Annotated in this window: 21 protein-coding genes; 11 read left to right on the top strand and 10 right to left on the bottom strand. The window is 70.8% G+C overall.

Annotated elements, in window-relative coordinates; genetic code table 11:
- Positions 1-8 precede the first annotated feature (8 nt).
- Positions 9-1,037: a hypothetical protein gene (locus ACFPLC_RS45970; RefSeq protein WP_378201533.1), complete on the top strand. Its 1,029-nt coding sequence runs from the start codon at positions 9-11 to the stop codon at positions 1,035-1,037.
- A gap of 72 nt (positions 1,038-1,109) precedes the next feature.
- Here ACFPLC_RS45970 and ACFPLC_RS45965 read toward each other — a convergent pair whose 3' ends face one another.
- A complete protein-coding gene (locus ACFPLC_RS45965) occupies positions 1,110-2,234 on the bottom strand; it encodes a M48 family metalloprotease (RefSeq protein WP_378201536.1) in 1,125 nt (374 codons plus the stop codon).
- Positions 2,235-2,334: 100 nt separating this feature from the next.
- Complete coding sequence (locus ACFPLC_RS45960; protein ID WP_378201539.1) at positions 2,335-2,868, bottom strand: hypothetical protein; 534 nt, start codon at positions 2,866-2,868, stop codon at positions 2,335-2,337.
- A gap of 75 nt (positions 2,869-2,943) precedes the next feature.
- On the opposite strand from ACFPLC_RS45960, the gene ACFPLC_RS45955 reads away from it, so the two are divergent.
- The 3 genes from ACFPLC_RS45955 (at position 2,944) to ACFPLC_RS45945 (ending at position 5,062) form a co-directional block, all read left to right on the top strand.
- A complete protein-coding gene (locus ACFPLC_RS45955; RefSeq protein ID WP_378201542.1) occupies positions 2,944-3,393 on the top strand; it encodes a MarR family winged helix-turn-helix transcriptional regulator in 450 nt (149 codons plus the stop codon).
- A gap of 79 nt (positions 3,394-3,472) precedes the next feature.
- Complete coding sequence (locus tag ACFPLC_RS45950) at positions 3,473-4,462, top strand: hypothetical protein (protein ID WP_378201545.1); 990 nt, start codon at positions 3,473-3,475, stop codon at positions 4,460-4,462.
- 150 nt (positions 4,463-4,612) lie between these two features.
- On the top strand, positions 4,613-5,062 hold the full coding sequence (locus tag ACFPLC_RS45945) for a hypothetical protein (protein WP_378236219.1): 450 nt from the start codon (positions 4,613-4,615) through the stop codon (positions 5,060-5,062).
- Here the strand turns inward: ACFPLC_RS45945 and ACFPLC_RS45940 are convergent.
- Positions 5,056-5,973: an MBL fold metallo-hydrolase gene (locus tag ACFPLC_RS45940; protein WP_378201551.1), complete on the bottom strand. Its 918-nt coding sequence runs from the start codon at positions 5,971-5,973 to the stop codon at positions 5,056-5,058. The two genes, ACFPLC_RS45945 and ACFPLC_RS45940, sit on opposite strands and share 7 nt — an antisense overlap.
- A gap of 87 nt (positions 5,974-6,060) precedes the next feature.
- Here ACFPLC_RS45940 and ACFPLC_RS45935 point away from each other — a divergent pair, with 87 nt between their 5' ends.
- Positions 6,061-6,939 carry an AraC family transcriptional regulator gene (locus ACFPLC_RS45935; protein ID WP_378201554.1) on the top strand — a complete coding sequence of 293 codons (879 nt, stop codon included), beginning with the start codon at positions 6,061-6,063 and terminating at the stop codon, positions 6,937-6,939.
- A 72-nt stretch (positions 6,940-7,011) separates the two neighbouring features.
- A complete protein-coding gene (locus ACFPLC_RS45930; protein WP_378201557.1) occupies positions 7,012-7,857 on the top strand; it encodes a hypothetical protein in 846 nt (281 codons plus the stop codon).
- 274 nt (positions 7,858-8,131) lie between these two features.
- Here ACFPLC_RS45930 and ACFPLC_RS45925 read toward each other — a convergent pair whose 3' ends face one another.
- Positions 8,132-8,431 carry a hypothetical protein gene (locus tag ACFPLC_RS45925; protein WP_378236218.1) on the bottom strand — a complete coding sequence of 100 codons (300 nt, stop codon included), beginning with the start codon at positions 8,429-8,431 and terminating at the stop codon, positions 8,132-8,134.
- Here ACFPLC_RS45925 and ACFPLC_RS45920 point away from each other — a divergent pair.
- The gene (locus tag ACFPLC_RS45920; RefSeq protein WP_378236217.1) at positions 8,430-9,395 is read left to right on the top strand and encodes a hypothetical protein; all 966 of its coding nucleotides are present in this window, start codon (positions 8,430-8,432) and stop codon (positions 9,393-9,395) included. The two genes, ACFPLC_RS45925 and ACFPLC_RS45920, sit on opposite strands and share 2 nt — an antisense overlap.
- 354 nt (positions 9,396-9,749) lie before the next feature.
- On the top strand, positions 9,750-10,700 hold the full coding sequence (locus ACFPLC_RS45915; RefSeq protein WP_378236216.1) for a hypothetical protein: 951 nt from the start codon (positions 9,750-9,752) through the stop codon (positions 10,698-10,700).
- A gap of 116 nt (positions 10,701-10,816) precedes the next feature.
- Here the strand turns inward: ACFPLC_RS45915 and ACFPLC_RS45910 are convergent, their stop codons facing one another.
- Together ACFPLC_RS45910 and ACFPLC_RS45905 are read right to left on the bottom strand one after the other, a co-directional pair.
- Entirely contained in the window at positions 10,817-11,326 is a 510-nt protein-coding gene (locus ACFPLC_RS45910; protein WP_378201566.1) for a hypothetical protein, read from the bottom strand.
- Between the two features lie 16 nt (positions 11,327-11,342).
- Positions 11,343-12,104 carry a sulfite exporter TauE/SafE family protein gene (locus ACFPLC_RS45905; RefSeq protein ID WP_378201569.1) on the bottom strand — a complete coding sequence of 254 codons (762 nt, stop codon included), beginning with the start codon at positions 12,102-12,104 and terminating at the stop codon, positions 11,343-11,345.
- Between the two features lie 82 nt (positions 12,105-12,186).
- On the opposite strand from ACFPLC_RS45905, the gene ACFPLC_RS45900 reads away from it, so the two are divergent.
- Positions 12,187-13,122 (top strand): LysR family transcriptional regulator, encoded by a 936-nt coding sequence (locus ACFPLC_RS45900; RefSeq protein ID WP_378201572.1) that lies wholly within the window; start codon positions 12,187-12,189, stop codon positions 13,120-13,122.
- 69 nt (positions 13,123-13,191) lie between these two features.
- Here the strand turns inward: ACFPLC_RS45900 and ACFPLC_RS45895 are convergent, their stop codons facing one another.
- Both ACFPLC_RS45895 and ACFPLC_RS45890 read right to left on the bottom strand, forming a co-directional pair.
- Positions 13,192-14,184: an aldo/keto reductase gene (locus ACFPLC_RS45895; RefSeq protein WP_378201575.1), complete on the bottom strand. Its 993-nt coding sequence runs from the start codon at positions 14,182-14,184 to the stop codon at positions 13,192-13,194.
- The gene (locus ACFPLC_RS45890) at positions 14,181-14,432 is read right to left on the bottom strand and encodes a hypothetical protein (protein ID WP_378236215.1); all 252 of its coding nucleotides are present in this window, start codon (positions 14,430-14,432) and stop codon (positions 14,181-14,183) included. The genes ACFPLC_RS45895 and ACFPLC_RS45890 overlap by 4 nt, the downstream gene beginning before the upstream one ends.
- Before the next feature lie 240 nt (positions 14,433-14,672).
- On the opposite strand from ACFPLC_RS45890, the gene ACFPLC_RS45885 reads away from it, so the two are divergent.
- Together ACFPLC_RS45885 and ACFPLC_RS45880 are read left to right on the top strand one after the other, a co-directional pair.
- Positions 14,673-20,933, top strand: a complete 6,261-nt coding sequence (locus ACFPLC_RS45885; RefSeq protein ID WP_378201578.1) for a PA14 domain-containing protein — start codon at positions 14,673-14,675, stop codon at positions 20,931-20,933.
- The gene (locus ACFPLC_RS45880; RefSeq protein WP_378236214.1) at positions 20,930-21,229 is read left to right on the top strand and encodes a hypothetical protein; all 300 of its coding nucleotides are present in this window, start codon (positions 20,930-20,932) and stop codon (positions 21,227-21,229) included. The genes ACFPLC_RS45885 and ACFPLC_RS45880 overlap by 4 nt, the downstream gene beginning before the upstream one ends.
- Before the next feature lie 110 nt (positions 21,230-21,339).
- On the opposite strand, the gene ACFPLC_RS45875 is transcribed toward ACFPLC_RS45880, so the two are convergent.
- Together ACFPLC_RS45875 and ACFPLC_RS45870 are read right to left on the bottom strand one after the other, a co-directional pair.
- Positions 21,340-21,627, bottom strand: a complete 288-nt coding sequence (locus ACFPLC_RS45875; protein ID WP_378201583.1) for a hypothetical protein — start codon at positions 21,625-21,627, stop codon at positions 21,340-21,342.
- A 117-nt stretch (positions 21,628-21,744) separates the two neighbouring features.
- The gene (locus ACFPLC_RS45870; RefSeq protein WP_378201586.1) at positions 21,745-22,170 is read right to left on the bottom strand and encodes a MerR family DNA-binding transcriptional regulator; all 426 of its coding nucleotides are present in this window, start codon (positions 22,168-22,170) and stop codon (positions 21,745-21,747) included.
- Positions 22,171-22,289: the final 119 nt, after the last annotated feature.

Genomic DNA, 22,289 nt, shown 5'->3' with positions numbered 1-22,289 from the left:
GACAGCCCATGGACGAAATGGATCTCATGAAGAAGTTGCGTGACGTGCCGTCCCCCGGTCCCGAGGCCTATGACCGTGCCCGTGCGGCACTGCGGACGGCGATGGGGGAACCCGTGGCCACGGTCGTGCGACCGAAGCGCTGGTTCTCCTGGCCCAAGGCCGGCGTCGCCGCCGTGGGCGCGGCCGCCGTCGCGGCGGCCGTGGTGGTGGTCACCTCGGGCGGCAGCGTCCCGGCCGGGCCGTCCGAAGCCGCCCCGCAGGCGGTCGAGACGCCGCTGGTGAAGCTGGCCTCCGCGGTCCAGGCGGCCGGCACCCAGCCGGGAGACGCGTCGCTGATCATCAACACGAAGTTCGGGCTGGACGACAAACCGGACCTCAACTACACCCTCTACACCGACCAGGGCCGGCAGTTCACGGGCGACTCGGCGAAGACCCTGACGGACGCGGTCGCCAAGGGCCAGGCCGAACCCGCTACGCCGTACGACGGGAAGGTGATGGCGGCGGCCCGGCTCGCCGCGAACGGCGACGTCGACAAGGCCCGGATCGCGATGATCACCGCGTCCAACAACGCTCTGGGAGTCGGCCTCAGCCCCGCCGAGGCCGAAAAGGCCTGGGCGGACGCCCAAGCGGAGACCGCGGAGATTTTCCGCAAGTACGGCAAGCCGGTTCCCGCCCCCAAACCGCGTCCGACGGGCAAGGACCTGGAAAACCTGATCAACAACCACCTGTGGAGCAACGCCCAGCACGCGCTGTTCGCCAACGCCGCCGACGCGCAGGTCCGCGCGGGCGTGCTGAAGCTGTACGCGACCATCCCGGACCTGGTCGTCGGCAAGGCCAGCGTCGACGGCCAGGCCGCGCTGACCCTCACCGCGCCCCCCGCCATCCTGGGCGGCGGTGCGGACGTCCTCACCATCAACGCCGGCAACGGCCTGCCGATCCGTGAGGAGATCACCTCGGCGGAGTCGTCCAAGCGCTATGTGGTGAACTACAAGGCCTTCCGCGTCACCGTCGCCGACGTGGCCGCGGGCAGGATCTGATCCTCGTACCGGACTGTCCTGGGAGGACGGAGGTCATCTCTGTCCTCCCAGGACAGTCCCCTGTGTCCGGATTCAGCCGCGAGCCGCGGCCGTGGCCGGCGGCATCAGCTTCGGGTACTCCTTCTGGAACTTCTCGATCATCGTGGCGGACGGGATGATCCGGTTCGGGTTCGCCTGGCTCGTCGCCTGCTTCTCGCCCCACGCGCCGGCGGCCTTGCGCTGGTCCGGGGTGCCGTGGCTGTGGTAGCAGTCGCCGATGGCGGCGTCCAGGTAGATGACCTCCTGCTGGGTGCGGGCGTTCCAGGCGAAACCCTTGGCGTGCGCGACGAAGTAGCCGCCGTAGGCGTCGGGGCCCATCTCGGCGGACTCGTTGCGCGGGTGGTTGTCGTGGGCGAAGTCGACCTGGTGGCCGTACTCGTGCCCGACCACGGACTCCACCGAGACGTCGTCGAAGCCGAGGACGTCGACGGTGTCGAGCAGGCCGTCGCCGAGCGCGACGCGCTTGCCGCCGAGGCTGCCGGCCGGGGCGGAGAACGCGTTCAGGGTGAGCAGCGGGTTGCGGCCGCCCTGCATGGCCGGAACTTCGTAGAGCACCTTGGTGGCGAGCGCGGCGGCGGTCTTCACCTTCGCCGGCGCGAGACCCAGGCTGAAGGTCTGCACCATTTTCGCCTGGCTGCCGAGATCGGTGCCCTTCCAGGCGACGAGCTGGATGTTCCAGCTCTCGATGTCCCAGAAACCACGCAGTTTGTCGATCGTGGTGGTGGCGCGCGGGGTGTACTGGCCGTCGGTGCCGAAGACCTGCGGGGTCTTGTCGGACGCGACGCCCTGGACGTAGAGCTGGCTCAGCCCGGACAGCGCGTCGAGCGCCTTGCCTTCGAGCGGGGTGAGCTGGGAGGCGAGCTTGTTCGCGTACGTCAGCAGCGAACCGGGGGTGCAGCCCGGGATCGGGCCGTCCGCGGCCTGGCTCTGCGGGCCGATGCGCGGGATCGGCGACTCGATGAGCCGGTCGACCCCGCGCAGCGCGTCCGCGGGCAGGCCGTTGTAGAGGTCGATGACGTATTGGTAGAGCTGCGCGACATCCTGTTCGACGGCGGTCGGTTCGGCCGCGGCGGCCGGAACGGCCGTGGCGAGCGCGAGCGCCGCCGCGGTGCCCGCCGCCGCGAGCGTCTTGCCGAGAAATGCTGTCCGTTTGGGCAAGGCCGGTTCCCCTCTGTCCGTTTCAAGATCACCGGGCACCGCCACAGTAGGACGGTGGTTGACGGCGAAACCGGCGCCGGGACAAGAACCCCGGAATGGCTCACACCTTTCGAAGGGTTTCGGGGCTGCGGACATCGGCCGAAAGTACTAGGGGATCCGAGTGGAACACCTGGCGCACGACACCGATCCACCACAGGAACGTCAACGCGATGACGGTGGGGTTCTTCAAGAACAGCAAGATCGCCAGGTAGGTCTGCCGGGCGGAGGCGGGCAGAAGTTTCGACAAAACGTCTTCGGCGAGGATTTCGAAGACGAGGTATGCGGCGCCGAGGAATGCGCCCTGCCACAGCAGGCTGCGCCAGTGATTCCGCACGAACACCCGGCCTGCGCTCAGCCGGAGGGTCTGGCCGCGCGTCGCGATCCGCCAAATCGCGACGACCAACGCGATCCGGGCGCCTAGTACGACGACCTCGGAGGCGAGGGCGACGCCGTGGGGGATCCGCGCGGTCCAGTTGACGACGACCAGCCGCTGGATCGACGCGACCGACGACAGGCCGAGCACCAGCCCGAGGTGCCCGGTGTAGCACCGCCAGGTCCATCTCGGCACCTCGAGCGCCAGTTTCAGCTCACTCACGAGTCCCTCACATACTTCAGTCGATGAGTAATTTAGTTCAGTGTACTGAAATATCGACCGGGGTAAAGTGACGGCATGGAAGGTCGGGACGCGGGACGCGAGCTGAGCACCGCGGTGGTCGCGTTCCACGAAGCGGTGGGCGAGAGCCTGGGCGTGACCGCGGTCGACCAGCGCGCCTTGGCGCTGATCGCGGGCGCCGGGTCGCTGTCGGCGGGGGAGCTGGCCAAGGAGATCGGCTTGACCCCGGGCGCGGTGACCGGCGTGGTCGACCGGCTCGAGCGCGCCGGGCTGGCCCGTCGCGCCCCGGACCCGGCCGACCGCCGCAGGCTGGTGATCACGGCGGTGCCCGGCGCGTTCGGCAAGGTGTTCGCTGGCCTCGACGCGGCGATGGCGAAGTTGATGGCCCGCTATTCCCCGGCCGAGCAGGCGGTGATTGCGGACTGGGTGACGAACACGGTCGGCGTCCTGCGCGAACAGACCCAGGTGCTCACGAAGCGGGAGCCCTCTTCTCGACGAGCTCCCTGATCCGACCGGGACCGGTCCCCGGGCCACCCGGTTACAACTCCACCGCGGGCGTCGCCGTGAGGCCTGCGGGAGGGCAGTCATGGGGCCGGCGCAGCGACGGCGTGCCATGCGCGACGCGGCCCGCGCCGCCGGGCTCGGCAACGTCGTCCGGATTTACCGCGGCCACAGCGTGGGCGCGGCTGTCGTGCTCGGGTTTCTCGCCGTCCCGGCCGCGATCGCCGCCGTCATCGCGACGATCGTCCTCCGCTCCGAAGATTCCACGGTCTGGCAGTGGCCGTTGCTGGGGTTGAGCGCGCTGGCCGGGCTGATCGTCCTCGCGGCGCACGTCTTCCCGGTGCCGGGCGGGCGGCACTGGATCGCCGCGGCCGAGGGTGGCGTGGTGGTCTGGCAGCGCGCTGCCGGATGGGCCGCGACCTGGGCCGAGGCGCCGCAGCTCGACGAAGGCACCGTGTGCGGTGGCCGCGATCTCACGGCCGCGCGCCTGCGGCGGTCTCCGGTCGGCGCCTGGACGCGCCGGCGGGTCACGAGCTGGACGTTGCTCGCCCTGTCCGGCGCGGCCGCCGTCTGGTTCACCGCCGTGCCGATCGCGCGGAACTACCTGGTGGGTGACCTTCCGGCCAAGGCCGGTCAGCTCGCCCGGCTGTGCGACGGCGGCCGTCCGTTCGGCCGGACCGCCGCCTACGCCGGCCCCGCGCCGCACCCGGTCGTCGTGTTCGCCGAAGGGGCCGAGAGCTACGCCTCCGACCCCCACGCCGACCCGGCCGCGGTGCAGCTGGTCGGCTGCGTCGTCATCACCGGCGGCGTGGTGGTGGAGCACTGCGACTACGAGCGCGGCTACCGGACCGAGGCCGTCCGCGGGACGTACCGCGTCGACGTCGTCGAGGCCCGGACCGGCCGCGCGCTCGGATCGTTCCCGATCGCGGGCGGGAGACGTGGCCGCGGTTGCGTGGAGCGGCTTTTCGTGCGGCCGGACAAGGTCGACGAGAAACTGCGGAAGGATTACGACCTTCCTGACTCCGAGGCTCTGGGTGCGCACCTCGCGGAGTTCGTCAGCGGGACACCGCGCTGAGCCGGGACCGGTGGACGGACCAACCGGGGAAACCGAGCTGCATAACCCGGTGCGTCCGGCCGGGGTCGTCGAGGAGGATCGTCGTGTGGAACAGACGGCCGACGATGCGCGCAACCCGCGCGGTGGGACTACGGCAGCTGGCACCACGCTGTGATGGGCGTCGGGCTCGTCACCGACGCGGGCCCGGCGGCGGTCACCTGGACCGGCACCTTCTACACCTACGGGGTCGAAGTCTTCGACGGCCCGATCGAAGGCCATCTCGCCTTGGGTGACGAGGGTCCGGAGCGCATCGGGCCCGGTCCCGCGAGCCGGTGGGACCGCTACCTTCGCACGCCGATTCGCGGGGCCGCCGCGTATTGGGAGCGGCTGGAATTCGGGCCGGGCCGGCGAGCCGATGGCAGTGCCGGGCCCGCGCACGCCGTGGACGTTCCGATGGCGGTGCGCCTGGACTTCGCCGCGGGAGCGGTGTGGTTCGTCGCTGCCATCCCGGATCCGCCGGATGGGCAGCGGGTGTTCGTCGGCGGCGACGAGATCATGGTGGTCTTTTCGCCCGAGAAGATGCGCGAAATGGGGTTCGGCGACGCCGCGTTCGGTCAATAGCCCGCCGACGGGTCGCCGGCCCAGCGGCTGACCGCGAACCGGCTGCCGTCGCGGCGGACTTCGGCCGCTCCCGGGCCGCCGAAGTGGGCCGGGACGACCAGCTCGCCGGTGTCCGCGGCGCGTTCGAGGACCGCGCGCCGGGTGGTGGCGGCCTGCCGCGGGTCCTCGCAGAAGCAACTGCTGTGCTCCGGCGCCACGATCTGGATGGGGCTGTGCAAGAGATCCCCGACGAACACCGCCCGGTCCGCGCCGGAGGACACCCGCAGGACCGATGAGCCGGGGGTGTGCCCCGGAGCGGCTTCGAGGATCAGGTTGCGGTCGAGGCGGTGACGGCCTTCCCACAGTTCGGCCCGGCCGAGCACGGGCGTGACGCTGTCGGCGTACACCAGCAGGCTGCCTTCGCGGCGCAGCTGCTCGTGCGGGGTGCGCGGCGCAGGCCTCCGATGGGCGTTGCCCGGGGCGAAGTACACCTGGTCGACGCGGGGAATCAGGTAGGTGGCGCGGGGGAAGGTGGGCACCCAGTCGCCGTTGCGGAGCTCGGTGTTCCAGCCGACGTGGTCGTAGTGGATGTGGGTGTTGACGACGACGTCGACGTCCTCCGGCCGGACGCCGGCCGCGGCCAGCCGCTCGAGGAACGGGGTCGCGAGGTGGTCGAACAGGGGGATCTGCGGCCGGTCCCGGTCGTTGCCGACCCCGGTGTCGACCAGGATCACCCGGCCTTCGCTGCGGAGCACCCAGGTCTGCACGGCGCCGCGGTAGCCGCCGGTCTCCGGGTTCCAGTGGTCGGGGGCGAGCCAGCCGGCGTTGCCGGTCCAGAGCTCCGGCGGGCTGCCGGGGACGATCGTCCGCGCCGGGGCGATCTCACCCTGCCACTCGACGACCTTGATCACTTCCACGTCACCAATGTGCATGACGCCACGCTAGGACGACCATACGAGCGTCTCAATGCGTGATCAGCTTGCACTGATACGTGATCGTCTCAGGGTTACGATGGCCGCGTGGACGTGCTGAGTGACGCGATCGCCGCGGTGCGGGTCGGGCAGCCCACGTCGAACCGGCTCCGGGCCGGTCCGGAGTGGTGCTACCGCTTCGCGCCGTACGAGGGCGCGGGCTTCCACGTGCTGCTGCGCGACAGCGGCTGGCTGCTCCCGGACGACGGGGAGCCGGTGGCGCTCGGCCCCGGCGACGCGGTCCTGGTGCCGCACGGCAGCGCGCACGTCCTCTCGTCGACGCCGGACGCGGCCGGCGCGGTGCCGTTCGAAGCGGCGGTGGCCGAGCCGGCGGGCCGCACCGAGTTCCTGTGCGGCAAGTACCGGCTGTCCCACGCGCGGCGGCACCCGTTGCTCGCGAGCCTGCCGGAGGTCGTGCACCTGCCGGCGGAGGTCGGGCGGCACCCCGAACTGCGCGCGGCGATCGATCTGCTCGGTGCCGAGGTGAGCGAGCGGCGGCCGGGCACGGCCACCGTCCTCACCGGCCTGCTGGACCTGCTGCTGGTCTACCTGATCCGCGCCTGGCTGGACGACCACCCGGGCGCGGGCTGGCCGCAGGCGTTGCGAGACCCGGAAGTCGCGGCCGCGCTGGAAGCGCTGCACGAACACCCCGAAGCGCCGTGGCGGATCGAGGACCTGGCGGCCGGCGTGGGCCTTTCCCGGGCCACCCTGGCCCGCCGGTTCACGGCGCTGGTCGGGCAGCCGCCGATGGCGTACCTGACCTGGTGGCGGCTCACCACCGCGGCGCGCCTGCTGCAGGACACCGACCTCCCGTTGCCGTCGATCGCCGCGAAGGTCGGGTACACCTCGCCGTTCGCCTTCTCGCACGCGTTCAAGCGCCGGTTCGGCACCGCGCCGGGCGGTTTCCGGGACGTCCACCGGGACTGATCGTCGCCGGTCGGCAGCCCGGTCCGGGACCTCCGGCCCGGTCGGCCGTGGCCGGGCTGGCACACTCGGGCCGTGATCCTCGGATACGTCCTCGCCGTGCTGGCCGCCATTGCCTCGGGCAGCGGCTCCATCCTGGAATCGGCCGGGGTCCGGCGGGCCGGCGCGTTCGGCGGCTCGCCCCAGGACCTGGTCGCCCTGCGCCGGCAGCCGCTCTACTTCCTCGGCGTCGGAGTCGATCTGCTCGGGTTCGTCTTCGCCGCCGCCGCCCTGCACCGCCTGCCGCTGTTCCTGGTCCAGTCGGTGCTCGCGTTCAGCGTCGGCGTGACCGCGACGATTTCGGCGATCCTCGGCGTCCGGCTGGCCGGTGCCGGGTGGGCTGCGCTCGGGGTGGGGGCGACCGGCTTGATCCTGCTGGGCCTGTCCGCGGATCCGGGCCCCGCGCGTCTGTTGCCGCCCGGGTGGAAGCTGATGCTGGTGGGCGTCGCGGTGGTCATCGCGGCGATCGCGTTCGCCGCGCAGCGCCGGGACGGCCGCTGGTCGCCGATCGTGCTGGGGTTCTGCGCCGGGCTGGGGTTCAGCACGGTCGGGATCGCGGCGCGCACGCTCGACGCGTCCGGACCGGTCTGGCGCCTCGCCCTGGAGCCGGCGGTGTGGGCGATGATCGCCAACGGGCTGGTCGCGGCGGCGGCGTTCGCGATGGCCCTGCAACGCGGCCGCGCGACGGCGGTCACCGCCATCATGTTCACCACCAACACGGCGGTCTCCTCCCTGATCGGCGTGGTGCTGCTGAACGACCGCGTGCGCGAGGGCTTCGTCGCCGCGGCGGCGACGGGGTTCGTCCTGGCCGTCGCCGGGGCGATCGGCACCGCGCACTACGCGGCCGCCCATCGGGCGGAGCCCAGCACTTCCGCTGCGTGAACGAACCCGGTCCCGAGCCACTCGGGCCTTTCGGCGGATTTCCAACGGCAGACCACCGTCATGCGGCACACGGCCATGAGCCGCATAGGCGGCGGTGGGTGCCGAGATGTCGGTCGCTCCCGTGCCACTCGGCCGCCCGTCCGAGGACGACGCTTCCGGGTGTCGCACCGGTCTGTCCGGACAGCGGGGTGCGAAGATCGCGGCGGGGAAGGTCAGATCGGTCACCGCCACGTGTGCTGCGTGACCGTACTGGATGAGGGGATTGAACGATGCCTTACCAGCGCTGCGCGCTCACGCCGGGCCGCCGGCGAGCGGCCTTGCTTGCCGTGTTCACAGTGATGATTGCCGGGTGCAGCACGTCGGTGCGCGGCACTGCCGTGCCGGCTCCGCCGGACGCCGGTCGGACCTCGGCTGCTGAGCCGCCCGGGATGGTCTTGCGCCAGCAACCAGGTACCGGGCCGGCGAAGACCTTCGGTGGCACCGCGATCTTCGACGCGTGCACCGTGCTGCCGTTCGATGTCGTCCGGGCGAGCGGGATCGAGCTGGAGACCTCTGAAGGTCCGGGACCGTTCATGAAGACGGCTCACATGACCGCCGACGGGCAGGACGACCCGAACTCGCGCGGCTCGGTGGCTGACGCCGGCATCAGCCGGTGCGAGTACCCGGGCTCGCATGGCGAGGCGCTCACGTTCACCATCTACCAGGCACCGTTCGACTCGCCCAACAGCCGGGAAGAACACGAGAAGTCGTTGCGCCAAGGTGGCCGCGAGGGTCAGGCAGCGGGCTTCCGGACCTTGTCCGCCACGACGACCGAGCTGCACACGTGGACGACGGGAATCTTCGCCGACAACTTCTACGCCATCCTTCACCTCAACGCCCGGGACCCTGCCCAGCCGGAGAACCCGCGTCTGGTCCGCTTGGTCGAGAGTGCGGCTGAACGCCTCCACGCCGCACCGACGGGTCCGGCGACCTACTCCTACGATGGCGAATTCGCTCACGTCCCGCCGCCGTGCGAGGTGTTCACCAGCACGGACTTCCAGCAGGCGATCGGGTCCAGCACGGATGGCCGCACCGTCGAGCAATACGACTTGGCGAAGAAGCACATCACCGCGGACGCGATGTCCGGCACCACGGGGCATACCGAGCACTTCTACGTCACCACCGGCTGCACGCAGGAAAACCAAGCCGCGGCCAACTCCGGCGTCGGCCCGACGCCGGCTCAGAGCATCACGGTCACGATGGAGAACTACCTGACTTCGCAGATGGCTGCCGAGGCCAACGACTACGACTGCGCGATCGGAAAGGGCTATCGGCACCCGGTCGGCGAACCAAAACCGGTTCCGTTCACCTCCGGGGATGGGCTGACCTGCCTGATCAACATGGGCAGTGGCCGCCAGTCCCCCTTGGCGTTCAAATCCGGCCGCAGCACCGTCGAGCTGAACGTGTTCTACGCGCGGAACCTCAAGGACGACGCCACCGCGATCCGCGTGTACAGCGGCATCGCCAATGCGGTCGCGGCCCGGCTGGCCGATCGTTAGCCGGGGGCAGCTTGGCGGAGGTGGTCGGACCGTTGGCAATGCAGCATCGATCACCTTTCGAGCCGAAGGCCCGCTCGTCGCATGAGCGAATGTCACGCTGGAATCACCGGCGCCGGCCGGAGTTTGCTGTGGCAGCATTCGGCCATGTCCTACGACCTGCAGGTCTACGCTCCGGATCAGCTCGACGTCGGAGCGCTGCGAAACCTGGTAAGCGGGATCCCGGGCCTGGAGATCGATGGCGTCGACGACCGGCGATCCTTGACCGTCGTCCGTGGCGTTCGGCGGCGGTACTCGTTCACCATCGACGGGCCTGAGCGGATTGCCGCTGAAGACGTGCCCGCCGAGGTGACCGGCATGGTTCTCGGGGCTCGCCATCTGTACTCGGTGGTGGTGGAGGGCAGCGCCGAATCGGAGATCCCGCACGCCCTGCGTTTCGCCAAGCAGCTCACGGTCGCGCTCGACGGCGCGATGCTCGACGTGCAGACCGGTCGCATGTGGTCGCGTTCCCGGTCGCGGGCCATCGCGAGGCCGTCACGGAAAACACGGGTCGCCACGGTCGACCTCGTGTGGTGCTGCCTGCGTGAACAGGTCCCGGCCGACGCGCCGGAGTTGGTCATCGCGGCTGCCGAACGTCACCTGCCGGAAGCACTGCCACGCCGCTTCGGGGAATACGAACCGCTCCAAGGCAAGTACTCCGAAACGGGCAGGGAAGGCTTCAGCCAGGCGTGGCGTGCTGCGACGTCCCCGCTATTCTTCTCCGGCTCCGGGCCGTGTATCGGTGGGTACCTCGGCAGCGGGCCCGGCGAGCAGTACCCGGATCGCTACTGGTCGATGTCCCTCCAGCTGCTCGCCGATCCGCTCAAGGAGGCGCAGTGGCGAGAGGTGGTCCGTGACCTGTTCACCGCGCTCGCCGACACCCTCGGCACGTTCTACGCCTCCGCCGAGGTCATCCGCGACAACATCTGGTCGGGGAGATCGGCGTGGTCCGACGGCCGGACCGAGCGCGTGGTGCGCACCCTGCGGCATCTCGATGGCTGGCTGGGTCTGTCGCCCATTCCGCCGTGGTGGTCATGGTTCGGTTCGCCATATGCCTCGGTCGCCGAACTGCTCCCCGGCGACAGAGTCAGGCCGACGTCGAAAGGGGTGTTCTTCGAGTCCGCACCGGAGCCCCTCCCACGAGACCAGCTGGAACCACTGAGCCGCTGGCTGCCCGCGGACCTGTTTGCCCGGATCGGGCCCAATCCCGGCCACCAGCAACCCGTACCGCTCATCCGGGCCGCGGTGGTGCCCAAGGAACTTAGCTGAACCTGCCGTGGTTTCGGTGCGTCGGTGAACTCGGCTGCGCGGAGGTGGGGAGCAGGGAGCGGACGGCCGGGGTCCGGTGGTTCCCTTCTCGTCGAACCAGGCTGGTTGCCGGTGCGTCACCGTCGCGGATCGCTGCGGACCAAGCCACCGGAGACCGGTGCGGGGCCGGGGTCGCTGTCGCCGTCCCGGTGGCGGAGCACCCAGTCGTCGAGGTCGAGGGCGAACTCCAGCGGTTCTCTGACCATGTGGGCGCGCAGGCCGCCCGGCTCGCCCGTGACGGGGTGGAGCAGTCGCCAGAACGTGGCCTCGGACTCCGCGAATCGCATCCGAGCGGTCTCGGGCGGCACGTCCAGGACGTCGCCGATGACCGGCCAGCCGGCGCCGCCGACTCGCTCGAACACGGCGGCGGCCTCGAAGAACCGCTCGGCGAGGGCGAGCACTCGGGCGGCGTGGGCCAGCTCGGTGCCTGGCGCGCGGATCGTGCCGTCGGGGCGCAGCTCGTGCTCGCCGATCGGGACGGCGGCACGCGCGAGTTCGGCCAGCAGGCAGGCTTCGTAGGCCATCACCAGCCGCGCTCGCGCCGCGTTGCTGTAGGGCGTGGTGGCTCCCGGGCCACTTCCGATCATGTCGGTTCCCATCCGGTCAGCCGCGCAGGAAGTACAGGACGGTCATGATCACGGCGGTGGCCAGGACGACGCTTCGCAGCAGCCAGGCGGGAAGACGGCGGGCCAGGTGAGCGCCCGCGACACCCCCGGCCACGGCACCGGCCAGCATGGCGGTGAGGACGAGCGGAGCGCGGAGCGCGTCCGAGGCGACGAGGAACAGCACGCTCGCGCTGAAGAAGATGGCCGCGAGTTGACCGACCCGCATCGGGTTGCTGACCGCGGCGTCGAGGCCGAGGCCGACGTTCCAGAGCGCCACCATGAGGATGCCTACGGCTCCGCCGAAGTATCCACCGTAGACGGCGAGACAGAACTGGGCCGTGAGGACAGCTCGCGAACTCATGCCGACCGGCCGGCCCGTCGCACTGCTCAGTGCCCTGGAAAGGGGGCGGCCGAAGGCGAGGGTCAGGGTGGCGAAGGCGAGCAACCACGGCGCCGCGACGGTGAATGCCGAGGCGGGCAGGAGCAGCACCAGTCCTGCACCGACTCCGCCACCGAGCACGCTGGTCGCGGTCAGCGCCTTGGTGGTGGTGGGTCCGACCGGGACGAGGTCGCGCCGGTACACCCACGCACTGGCCACGGCGCCGGGGACCAAGGCGACTCGCGCCATCGCGTTGGCCACCACCGGGGGCGTCCCGAACGCGACGAGAGCCGGCAGCGCCACAAAGGTTCCTCCGCCTCCGATGGCGTTCAGGGCTCCGGCGGCGACGCCGGACAACACGACGAGGAGAAACTCGGTCACCTGCCCAGCATCGGCAGGGGCGAGCACTTCCACAATTCGCCATTGGCGCAGTCAGCCTATGCCTGAGACGTAGGCTGCGGGGATGCGTTACGACCTGGACGACTTGCGGCTCTTCCTCCACATCGCCGCGGAGGGATCGATCACGGCCGGGGCGCACCGGATGCACCTGAGCCTGCCCTCGGCCAGTGCGAGAGTGCGCGCGCTCGAACACCACGCCGGCGTGGCGCTGCTGATCCGCGGCCGGCGGGGCGTGCGCCTCACGCCGGCCGGGACGACGTTGGCGCGCCACGCACGCGAAGTACTCACCGAGACCGCGCGGCTCGACAACGCCGTTGCGAGCTACGCCCGGTCTCCGATCGTTCCGCTGACCCTGTTGAGCGGCGGCTCCGCGATGTACCGGCTCGTGCCTCAGGCGTTGGTCTCGTTCCTCGGCTCCCACCCCGACATCGACGTCACCGTGTCCGAGTCCCGCACTCCCCGGACCCTGCAGATGCTCGCCGACGGAGAGGCGGACCTGGGGATCGTCCTCGACGGGGAGGCCGCCGGAAGCGGCCTGCGCATGGAGTCCCTCGGCGACGACTCCCTCGTCGTGATCGGCCAGACCGGCGGCGTCCTCGCCGGCCGGACCGCGCTGACCTACAGCGAGGTCGCCGAGCACCCTCTCGTCGGCCTGGACGCCGGCTCCTCCTTGCGCCGCTGGATCGAGAAGCATTCGGGACCGCACGCGCCGCTGGTGCGCCACCGCACCACGGTCGCCAATCTGGGGGTCCTGGTTTCGCTCGCCGCGGCGGGCGTCGGACTCGCCGTCGTTCCGGGGCGCGCCATCGACCCTCGCCAGCCCGTCGACATCTGCGAACTGCAGGAACCTTGGGCCCACCGCCACCATCTATTGGCCTGGGGTGCCAAGGACGGCACGGCATCGACGGCCACGGCGGCGCTCGCCGACCACCTGCTCGACGCAGCGCGGTCCGAACCGTACGCACGCAAAGCAGACGGGAAGACCCCGGAGGCGAGCTGACCACGCGTCCGCTCAGCGGCATGAGCGGACATCCGCACGGCCGAGCCCGCGCGCTCACCTCGAACGACCTCAGCCCCGCACAACCTCCGCGGTGTGCGCGGGGAGATAGCGCTCGCCCGTCACCTGGTCGCTCAGCGGGTCCAGCGCGGCCAGCGCCTCGGCGTCCAGGGTGAGCTGCAGCGCGGCCGCGTTCTGCTCCAGCCGAGCCGGGTTGCGGGTGCCCGGAATGGGCGCCACCGCCACCCCGAGCCGCCCGGCCTGGGCGTACACCCAGGCCAACGCCACCTGGGCCGGGGCGGCACCCAGCCGGCCGGCGACCTCCCGCACGGTCCGCGCGATCTTCTCGTTGGCCTCCCCCGCCTCGCCGGCGAATCGGGGGTTGGTGCGCCGGAAGTCTCTGTCGCTCAACGTGGAGCGGTCGAGGGTGCCGGTCAGGAACCCCCGCCCCAGCGGTGAGTACGGCACCAGCCCGACCCCCAGTTCGGCCATCACCGGGGTGACTGCCTCGACGTCGCGGGTCCACAGCGAGTACTCGCTCTGCACCGCGGTGATCGGGTGCACCGCGTGGGCCCGGCGCAGCAGCTCGCCGTCGACCTCGGACAGGCCCAGATGGCGGACCTTGCCCGCCTCGACCAGCTCGGCCATCGCCGCGACGGTCTCCTCGATCTCCACGTCCTGGGGCGGGCGGTGGGCGTAGTACAGGTCGATCACCTCGACGCCCAGCCGCAGCAGCGACGCGTCGCACGAGCGCAGTACGAAGTCGCGGGCACCGCGGATGCGGCGGGCCCGGTCGCCGCCGCTGCGGTCGATGCCGAACTTGGTGGCCAGCTGCACCTGGTCCCGGCGTCCGTGGACGGCCCGGCCCACCAGCACCTCGTTGTGCCCGGTCCCGTAGGCGTCGGCGGTGTCCAGGAACGTGATGCCCAGCTCCAGGGCCCGGGCGATGGTGGCCAGGCCGCCGTCCCAGTCGGCGGCGCCGTAGCTTTCGCTCATTCCCATGCAGCCCAGGCCCATCGCGCTGACGTTGAGGCCGGGCGAGCCGAGCGTGGTTCGGGCGATCATGCGCGGATACTCCTCCTGCCCGGTGGGCCGGGCGGTACCTCGAGAGCCGGTGAACGCGCCGACGCTAGGACCTGGAGCGCGCTCCACGTCAAGCCGGAGGACCGGACCGCCGACTTGGCCGCCGGTTCGTCGGAGTCGCGCACGAGCGTGGCCGCGACGACGCGCCGGCCTCGTCGACGGGGTCGGCGTTCGTGAGTTTCGCGTTGCGTGCCGAAGCCACCCGGGGGAGCGGCGAAGGCCGCATCCACCGCTGAACAGCGCTTATAGCCCCGATTCGGGCGGACCGACAGCGTGTCGTTGATCACTTCGTCCGGTGTAACGCCAATGTGAAGTTCCGCCGATGACCCTGCTGACGGGAGGCGCCCGCCTCCCGCGACGGGGTTCGCCGGTCGCGCGCGAGACTGCGCTCGACGGCCTGTACCAGGGGGAACTTCTTGCACAGCCTCTTTCGTGCTGCCCGAAACCGGGGGCGGGCGCGCGCTCTCCCCGTGGTTTTGGCCGCGGCGCTCGCCCTCGGCGGCGTGGAAGTCGTCGCTGCTCCCGCCGCCGCGGCGGCACGGCCCGTCGACCCGCGTGAGGTCCCGGTCCTGTCTTCGCCGGCCCAGGCACCGCGGCCCGCCGACCCGGCTGCCGGTGACTTCACCGCCCAAGCGCGGCTCGACGGCGGTGCCGGCAGCCACTTCGACCCTCAGCGGTCGAAGCCGGTGAACCGGACCATGTTCGTCACCGAGTACGAGAACCCGGACGGCACGCACTCGGTCCGCCAGTCCACCGCGCCGCTGAACGTCCAGGACGAGGCGGGCGCCTGGCAACCGGTCGACACGAACCTGGCCACCGACGCGACGACGAAGCGCGCGGACGCCGACCACCACCCGCTGTCGCCGTCGCTGGCCACCAAGGCCGACGACCCCGCGGTGCTGCAGGTCGAGTCCGCCGGGCACACCGCGAGCCTCGCGCTGGACGCGGCCGCGCCGGCCAAGGCCGCCGTGAAGGGTGACTCGGTCCGCTATTCCGAGGTCGCGCCGGGCACCGACCTGGACTACGAGGTCACTCCGGGCTCGGTGAAGGAGACGATCAAGCTCAAGCGCCTCCCCGCCGACGGCCGCTCCTCGTGGCGCTTCAAACTCGACACCGGCGGGCTGACCCCGCGGCTGGAAAAGGACGGCGCCGTCCGGCTCCTCGACGCGCGCGGCGAGGCGAAGATCGTCCTGCCGCCGATCCAGACGTGGGATTCCGCGGGCGGCGGCGTCACCGCGCCCGCCATCACCGGCGGCACCTACCGGCTCGAACAAGCCGGTAAGGCCTGGTGGCTCACCGTCGAGGTCGACGCGAATTGGCTGCGTGATCCGAAGCGCGTGTACCCGGTCTACGTCGATCCGACGTTCACTTACGGCGTCGTCGAGGCGCACGTCTACCGCACCGACGGCTACACCTGCGACAACTGCGGGCTCCAGATCGGCAACAGCCTCAACCGCGGGGACAGCTACAGCCGCAGCGTCTTCCACATGGACTATTCGCCGCTGTTCGGCAAGACCGTGGTCGGCGCGCGGATGGACGTCGCCCGCGACACCGGCGTCGTCGGATCGGTCCGCACGCACAACGCGAGCCTGTACCACGCCTCGGCGTTCAACTTCAACGGCGTGGGCGGCTACATGGCCAGCGCGCTCGTCGGTGACGTCGGCAGCTTCGCCGGCGAGGGCCTGACCGGATTCCTGCGTGACCGCGTGAACGCCCGGGACGGGCAGGTCTTCTTCATGATGGTCGGCAGCGAGACGCCGGGCGCCTGGACCTACAAGTACCTGAACGCCACGCTGACCGTGGACACCGGTTCGGCTCCGCCCGCCGCCGTCCTGGCCGGGCCCGCCGACGGCACGGTGTCGACGTCCCTGACCCCGACGCTGTCGGTCAACCCGGTCGCCGATCCGGACGGCGACCCGGTCAAGTACTGCTTCCGGGTCGCCACCGGATCGGACGCGAAGTCCGGTGTGGTCGTCGAGTCCGGCTGCCTGAGCACGCCGACCTGGACGGTCCCGGCGGGTGTGCTGCAGGACGGCGTCGCCTACACCTGGCAGGCCGTCACCTCCAGCGGCATCACCACGACCCCGCCACCGTGGATCGGCCACCTCAAGGTCGACCAGCGCATCGGCAACCACGGCCCGTCGCCGACCGACGACGCCGGCCCGGTGACGGTGAACCTGGCCAACGGCAACGTGTCCACTTCGGAGCAGACGCCGACGTTCACCACCGTCGGCGGCAACGCCGGTCTCAGCTTCACCTACAACTCGCAGCAGGTCGAGAACAAGGGCCTCAAGGCGTCCTACTTCGCGGACCTGTCGCACAACGGGATCATCAACGACGCTCAGCAGCCGGTGCTGGTACGAACCGAACCGCAGGTCAACGTCGACTGGGGCACGGACTCGCCCTTTGCGCCGGCGTTGCCGGCGGACTGGTTCGTCGCCCGCTGGGAAGGTTTCTTCCAGGCCCCCGTCGCCGGGACGTACCAGTTCGCCGGCGTGCACGACGACGGCGGCACGGTCTGGCTCAACGGCACCAAGGTGTACGAGGTCAACAACGCGAGCGATCTGAACTGGACCCAGGCGACCGGCGTCGCGCTGACCGCCGGACAGCGGGTGCCGATCAAGGTCGAGAGCGCCGAGATGACCGGCGCGGCGAAGATGCGCTTGTTCGTCCGCACCACCGACAACACCACAGTGGCACCTCAGATCGTCCCGGCCGGCTGGCTCTACACCAGCGATCTGCCGACCCTGCCCCAGGGCTGGACCCTGTCGGCCGACCTCGACGGCGACGGCGCGAGCTACACCGAAGCCAAGGTCACCGACCAGAACATCGTGCTCACCGACGCCACCGGCGCCAAGCACACCTGGACGAAGAAGAGCACCGGCGGCTACACCGCACCGTCCGATGAGGACGGTGTGCTCGGTCTCGACTCGGCGGGCAAGGTCACCCTGACCGACGGCGGCCAGGTCTTCGTCTTCCGCGCCGACGGGAAGCTGGAGACCCAGTCGTCCAGCACCGATTCCCGCAAGCCCGCGGCGCTGCAGAACCTCTACGACGGCACGCCGAGCCGGCTGCGCGAGATCAAGGACCCGGTGGCGCAGCGCTCGCACGTGCTGCACTACAACCGGGCGGGCGACGACTGCTACGGCGGTGCCACCCCGCCGGCGGGCGCCGACGCGGCCGCTCCCGCGCAGATGCTGTGCCGGATCACCTACTGGGACGGCACCGAAACCCGGCTCTGGTACGCCCAAGGCCGGCTGTCCAGGATCGAGGACCCGGGCTCCGAGATCGCCGACTACGGCTACGACGCCGCCGGTCTCCTGATCTCGCAGCGGGCTCCACTCGTCAACGACTGGATCGCGGCGGACCCGGCCGCCCGCGCCGGACTGAGCGACGTCCGGTCGGAGGTCACCTACGACTCCGCTTCGGGCAAGCCCAAGGTCACCAAGGTGACCGGGCCCGCGCCGGTTCCCGGGCAGCCCCGGCAGGCCAACAGCTACCGGTACGACCCGGCACACCGGACGACTTTCACCGACGTCTCGGGCCTTTCCCCCGCCGTCGGGTTCGCCGGCCGGGTCACCTACGACGACGCCGACCGCACGCTGTCCACGACGGACAGCGCCGGCAAGACGTCCACCCAGGAGTGGAGCCCGAAGGACCTGCTGCTCTCCACCACGGATCCGGCCGGTCGCAAGGCCACGACGGTCTACGACTACGCCGACCGCCCGGTGGACTCCCACGGCCCGGCGCCCGCGTCCTGCTTTGCCGGGCAACTGCCGACCGGTGGCTGTGGGATGTCCCATGGCCACAACGGTTACGACGAGGGCATCAACGGCCTGGCCGTGTCCTGGTTCGACAACGAGCAGCTCTCCGGCGTGCCGAAGTCCTACACCACCGGGCTCGGCACCGCGGACGGCTCGTTCGCGAAGAACTGGAACAGCGACGCGCCGACCGCCGGCATTCCGGCGGATCACTTCTCGCTGCGGGCCACCGGCGACGTCGTCTTCCCGGCCGCGGGCGACTACACCCTGCGGCTGCTCGCCGACGACGGCGTCCGGATGTGGATCGACGACCAGATCGTCGTCGACGACTGGCGTCCCTCGTCCCCCACCTGGCGTCAGGCTGTCGTGCACTCCGACGCCGCCGGGCAGGTGAAGCGGATCCGGATCGAGTACTACGAAGGCGAAGTCACCGCGCAGCTCGAGCTGCACTGGACCACCCCGTCCGGCACCCAGGAGCCGGTACCGGGCGCCCAGCTGCGGCCGCACTACGGCCTCAAGACCTCGACCACCGCGTCGGAGTCCGACGGCCTCGCGGACAAGATCGGCACCACGAAGTACGGCGACGACGGCCTCGACCCGGTGTACGGCCTGGCGACGTCCGGCAAGGCCAGCACGGGCGGGCTGAACATCGGCGGCTCGGTTTCGCGCGAGGCCCCCGGCACGGGATACCTGCGCAAGACCGCCAAGACCATGGCGACCGGTGCCAAGACGACCTACGCCTACTACGGGGACACCGAAACCCGCATCAATCCCTGTGCGCCGGGTACCGCGGCGATCAACCAGGGCGGCCTGGCAAAGCTGATCACCGCGCCGATCCCGGCGAGTGGCAAGGCCCGCGTCGACGAGCAGGTGTACGACGCGTCGGGCCGGGTGGTCGCGGAAGCGACCGGCGGGGACTGGACGTGCACCAGCTACGACGCCCGGGACCGCACGGTGCGGGAACAGGTGCCGGCGAGCGCGGACGCGCCCGCCAGGACCATCACGCGCGACTACGCCGTGGGCGGGGATCCGCTGACCACGGCCGTCACCGACGACAAGGGCACGGTCACCACCACCGTCGATCTCCTCGGCCGGGTGGTCGCCTACACCGACGTCAACGGCGTACGCACCACCACCGGGTACGACAAGGCCGGCCGTGCTGTCACGGCGACGGTGACGCCGCCGAACGCAGCGGACCAGCCGCGGACGGTGACGTCCACCTACGACGACGCCGGCCGGGTGCTGACGCAGCAGCTGAACGGCCAGACCCTGGCGACGGTCACCTACGACAACGCGGGTGAGCTCGCCACGGTCACCTACGGCAATGGCGCTTCGCTAGCGTCGGTGACCAAGGACAACGCCGCGCGCATGCTTTCGCTGGACTGGCGGACCAGTGACGGCAAGAGCATCGTGTCGCGGGTCGGGCGGACGTCGGCGGGCACCATCGTCGACGAGACCCTCGGTGGCTACGACGCCAGGCCGAACGCACCGAACTACGTCTACGACGCACTCGGCCGCCTGACCGAGGCCTACGTCACCGGGCACCACTACACCTACGACTTCACGTCGGCGGCGTCCGCGACCTGCCCGGCCGGTACCCAGGGCAACGCCGGGCTGAACACCAACCGGATGCGGCTGCTCGACCAGATGGCGAGCGGCACGGCCGAGACCCGTTACTGCTACGACGCCGCCGACCGGCTGCTCGCGACCGAAGGCGCCACCGCGCTGGGGAACTTCGGCTACGACGGTGACGGCAACACCACCGGCTGGACGGCCGGGGACGGGTCGGTGACGAAACTGTCGTGGGACGGTTCCGGCCGCAACACCGGGGCCACCACGACGGGCCCGAACGCGGCGGCCAACGCGGACATCGCCTACACCCGGGACGCGACCAGCCGGATCGTGCGCCGTGATCCGCGGAACTGTGACGGCAACACCGTGGTCCGTTACGGCTACACCGGGGAGGGCGATTCCGCGGACCTGACGCTCGACATCGGCGGCAGGCTGACTTCGCTGACGCTGACCTTGCCCGGCGGGGTGCTGTACACGAGCAAGGCCGGCTCGGACGGCGCGTTCACGCCGTCGTTCGACCACCCGTCGGTGCGCGGCGACCTGGTGCTGTCCACCGACGCCGCCGGTCACCAGGCCAGCGATCTGCGCACCTTCGACCCGTACGGCCAGCCGTTGACGGCGGGAGGTGCCGTCGACTCGCAGAACGTGCCGGACAACTCGCCCGGCTCGATGGACTACGGGTGGCTGGGCCAGCACCAGCGGCCCTACGAGCACGCCGGTGCGCTTTCGCTGGTGCAGATGGGAGCCCGCCCCTACAGCCCCCTGCTGGGGAGGTTCCTCTCGGTCGACCCGGTCGACGGCGGCTCGGCCAACGACTACGACTACGTCGCGGGTGATCCGATCAACTCGGTCGACCTCGACGGGAATTCGTGGTTCAGCTCGATCGTCAAGGCGGTGACCAAGGTCGCGGAGGTCGTGTCCTGGGTACCCGGGCCGATCGGCGCGGTCGCCAGCGGGGTGGCCGCGGTCGGGAACGCCGTCCAGGGCAACTGGGGAGCCGCGGCGCAGTACGCGGCGTCCGCACTCACCGGCGGGGTCTCGAAGTACGTGGCCGCCGGTGCGGCGCTGGTGGGGGTCGCGGCCAAGGTACTCCCCAGGGTGTCCTCCGCCGTGCGCGCGGTGCGCACGGTCGCCAAGACGAAGTTCGCGCCCCAACTCTTCCGGAACAAGTGGGTCGGGGTCGGCAGCAGGCTGTTCGGGAACAAGACGATCGCGGGCGGCAGGGAGGGCTGGCTGAACCGGCACGGTTCGCGCGTGCGGATCGGGTGGAGCATCTCCCATCTGAAGCAGCTGGGGATCAAGAAGGCCGGGATCAGCACCTTCCGGATCGGGATCGGGAAGCGTCATTACGATCTCTTCCACGGTCACATGAGCTTCAAGGGGAAGTGGACGGGATGAGCGAGGGCAGGTGGCGGCGCGAACGCTCGACCGTGCTCGAGTGGCGCGACGAGTGGCTTCCGGCGCTGGCCGCGGCCGGGCCGGTCTCGATCGAGGTCGACCCGGCCGCGGAACCCGCGCCGGGGACATCCTGGAACTGGTGGCTTTCGTTCTCCGTCGGTGAGTTGTCGATCGAGGCGATCGTCGCGGAAGGGCTGGACGCCGTGGTGTTCGAGGACGAGCACGGTCGGTTCGAGGACCAGGTGGCGCCGGACGGCGTGCCCGGGTACCTTCTGGGCCGCTCGGCTCGTAGTTAGACGTTCACCCGTCGGGAAAGCCGCGGATCCGGCTCGGATCCGCGGCTTTCCGAGCGCGTTCGTCGAAACGTTCGCCCGCACCAGCTTGCCGCGAACCGCACCCGGCGCGCTCAGCCCAGCGACAGGGCGAATTCGACGTACGGCCCGGTCCCCCGGATACCGGCGGCGGGGACCAGCACGCCGCGGACGCCGCCGGACGGCTGGCGTTTCTGCTCGGCGGCCCAGGCGAAAAGGGCACCCACCGCGACCTCGACCTGAGATCCGGCGGCCCACCAGCCGGGCGTCTCCTGGCGGACGACCGCTTCCTGGTGGGCGGGCTCCGTGCGCAGGGTCAGATCGGGGAAACCGGCCGCGATCTCGGCGGCTCGGTCCTCGGGGACGGGCCAGCACCATTCCACCCGGGCCGTCGCTGTCGCCGCTCACTTCCCCGTGATAGATCACGAACGGCGCGCCGGCCACGCCCTCGGTGCGCGGCACACCGCCTCGGCGCAGCCGGTGGATGAACAGCTCCCGCGTCAGGGGTTCCAGTTCGTCCTGCTGCACCCTGCCGATCCGGCTGAGCAGGCTGCGTTCGGGGATGTCGCGGACCGTGACCTCGTCCATACCGGACTTCCTTCCTCGAAGGTGATCAACGAGGTGGCCCACCAGAACGCGCCGGGCGGCGTGCTCGGCTTCGGCGTCGGCCCAGTGCTCCCTGATCGCCTCGGCGGCCGATGCCGGGTCCAGGGCCAGGATGTCCTGATCCGGGCCAGCGGGACCTCGGCCCGGCGCAGCGAGGCCACCAGGCGTGCGTGGTCCAGCTGGGTGACCGCGTACCAGCGATACCCGGTTTCCGCGTCGACGTGGGCCGGCACCAGGAGGCCGAGTTCGCCGTACAGCCGCAGCGCTTTGGCCGACAGCCGCGACAGCCGCGAGAACTCGCCGATGCTGACCATGTTCATGGAGGCTCCTCGTTCCGGGCGTGGCGCCCGGTCACGACCACTCTGGGGCTTCCCCGAAGGTGAAGGTCAACGCCATCGCCGCGAAAAGTTCTGCGTGGCGGTACACGGATCGTGCGCCT

The sequence above is a fragment of the Amycolatopsis plumensis genome (genome assembly GCF_042652605.1).
Taxonomy (GTDB): Bacteria; Actinomycetota; Actinomycetes; order Mycobacteriales; family Pseudonocardiaceae; genus Amycolatopsis; species Amycolatopsis plumensis.
This window is presented reverse-complemented; position numbering and strand designations above follow the sequence as displayed.

What these genes read in the sequence shown, in the direction of transcription:
- ACFPLC_RS45925 (WP_378236218.1), bottom strand. Translation starts at nt 8,431, where the DNA reads ATGAACGGTCCCGGACCTTCAGAGGTCTCCAGCTCGATCCCGCTCGCC.
- ACFPLC_RS45915 (WP_378236216.1), top strand. Translation starts at nt 9,750, where the DNA reads ATGGTTCTCGGGGCTCGCCATCTGTACTCGGTGGTGGTGGAGGGCAGC.
- ACFPLC_RS45900 (WP_378201572.1), top strand. Translation starts at nt 12,187, where the DNA reads ATGCGTTACGACCTGGACGACTTGCGGCTCTTCCTCCACATCGCCGCG.
- ACFPLC_RS45870 (WP_378201586.1), bottom strand. Translation starts at nt 22,170, where the DNA reads ATGAACATGGTCAGCATCGGCGAGTTCTCGCGGCTGTCGCGGCTGTCG.
- ACFPLC_RS45880 (WP_378236214.1), top strand. Translation starts at nt 20,930, where the DNA reads ATGAGCGAGGGCAGGTGGCGGCGCGAACGCTCGACCGTGCTCGAGTGG.
- ACFPLC_RS45970 (WP_378201533.1), top strand. Translation starts at nt 9, where the DNA reads ATGGACGAAATGGATCTCATGAAGAAGTTGCGTGACGTGCCGTCCCCC.
- ACFPLC_RS45950 (WP_378201545.1), top strand. Translation starts at nt 3,473, where the DNA reads ATGGGGCCGGCGCAGCGACGGCGTGCCATGCGCGACGCGGCCCGCGCC.
- ACFPLC_RS45940 (WP_378201551.1), bottom strand. Translation starts at nt 5,973, where the DNA reads ATGCACATTGGTGACGTGGAAGTGATCAAGGTCGTCGAGTGGCAGGGT.
- ACFPLC_RS45910 (WP_378201566.1), bottom strand. Translation starts at nt 11,326, where the DNA reads ATGATCGGAAGTGGCCCGGGAGCCACCACGCCCTACAGCAACGCGGCG.
- ACFPLC_RS45955 (WP_378201542.1), top strand. Translation starts at nt 2,944, where the DNA reads ATGGAAGGTCGGGACGCGGGACGCGAGCTGAGCACCGCGGTGGTCGCG.
- ACFPLC_RS45920 (WP_378236217.1), top strand. Translation starts at nt 8,430, where the DNA reads ATGAAGACGGCTCACATGACCGCCGACGGGCAGGACGACCCGAACTCG.
- ACFPLC_RS45895 (WP_378201575.1), bottom strand. Translation starts at nt 14,184, where the DNA reads ATGATCGCCCGAACCACGCTCGGCTCGCCCGGCCTCAACGTCAGCGCG.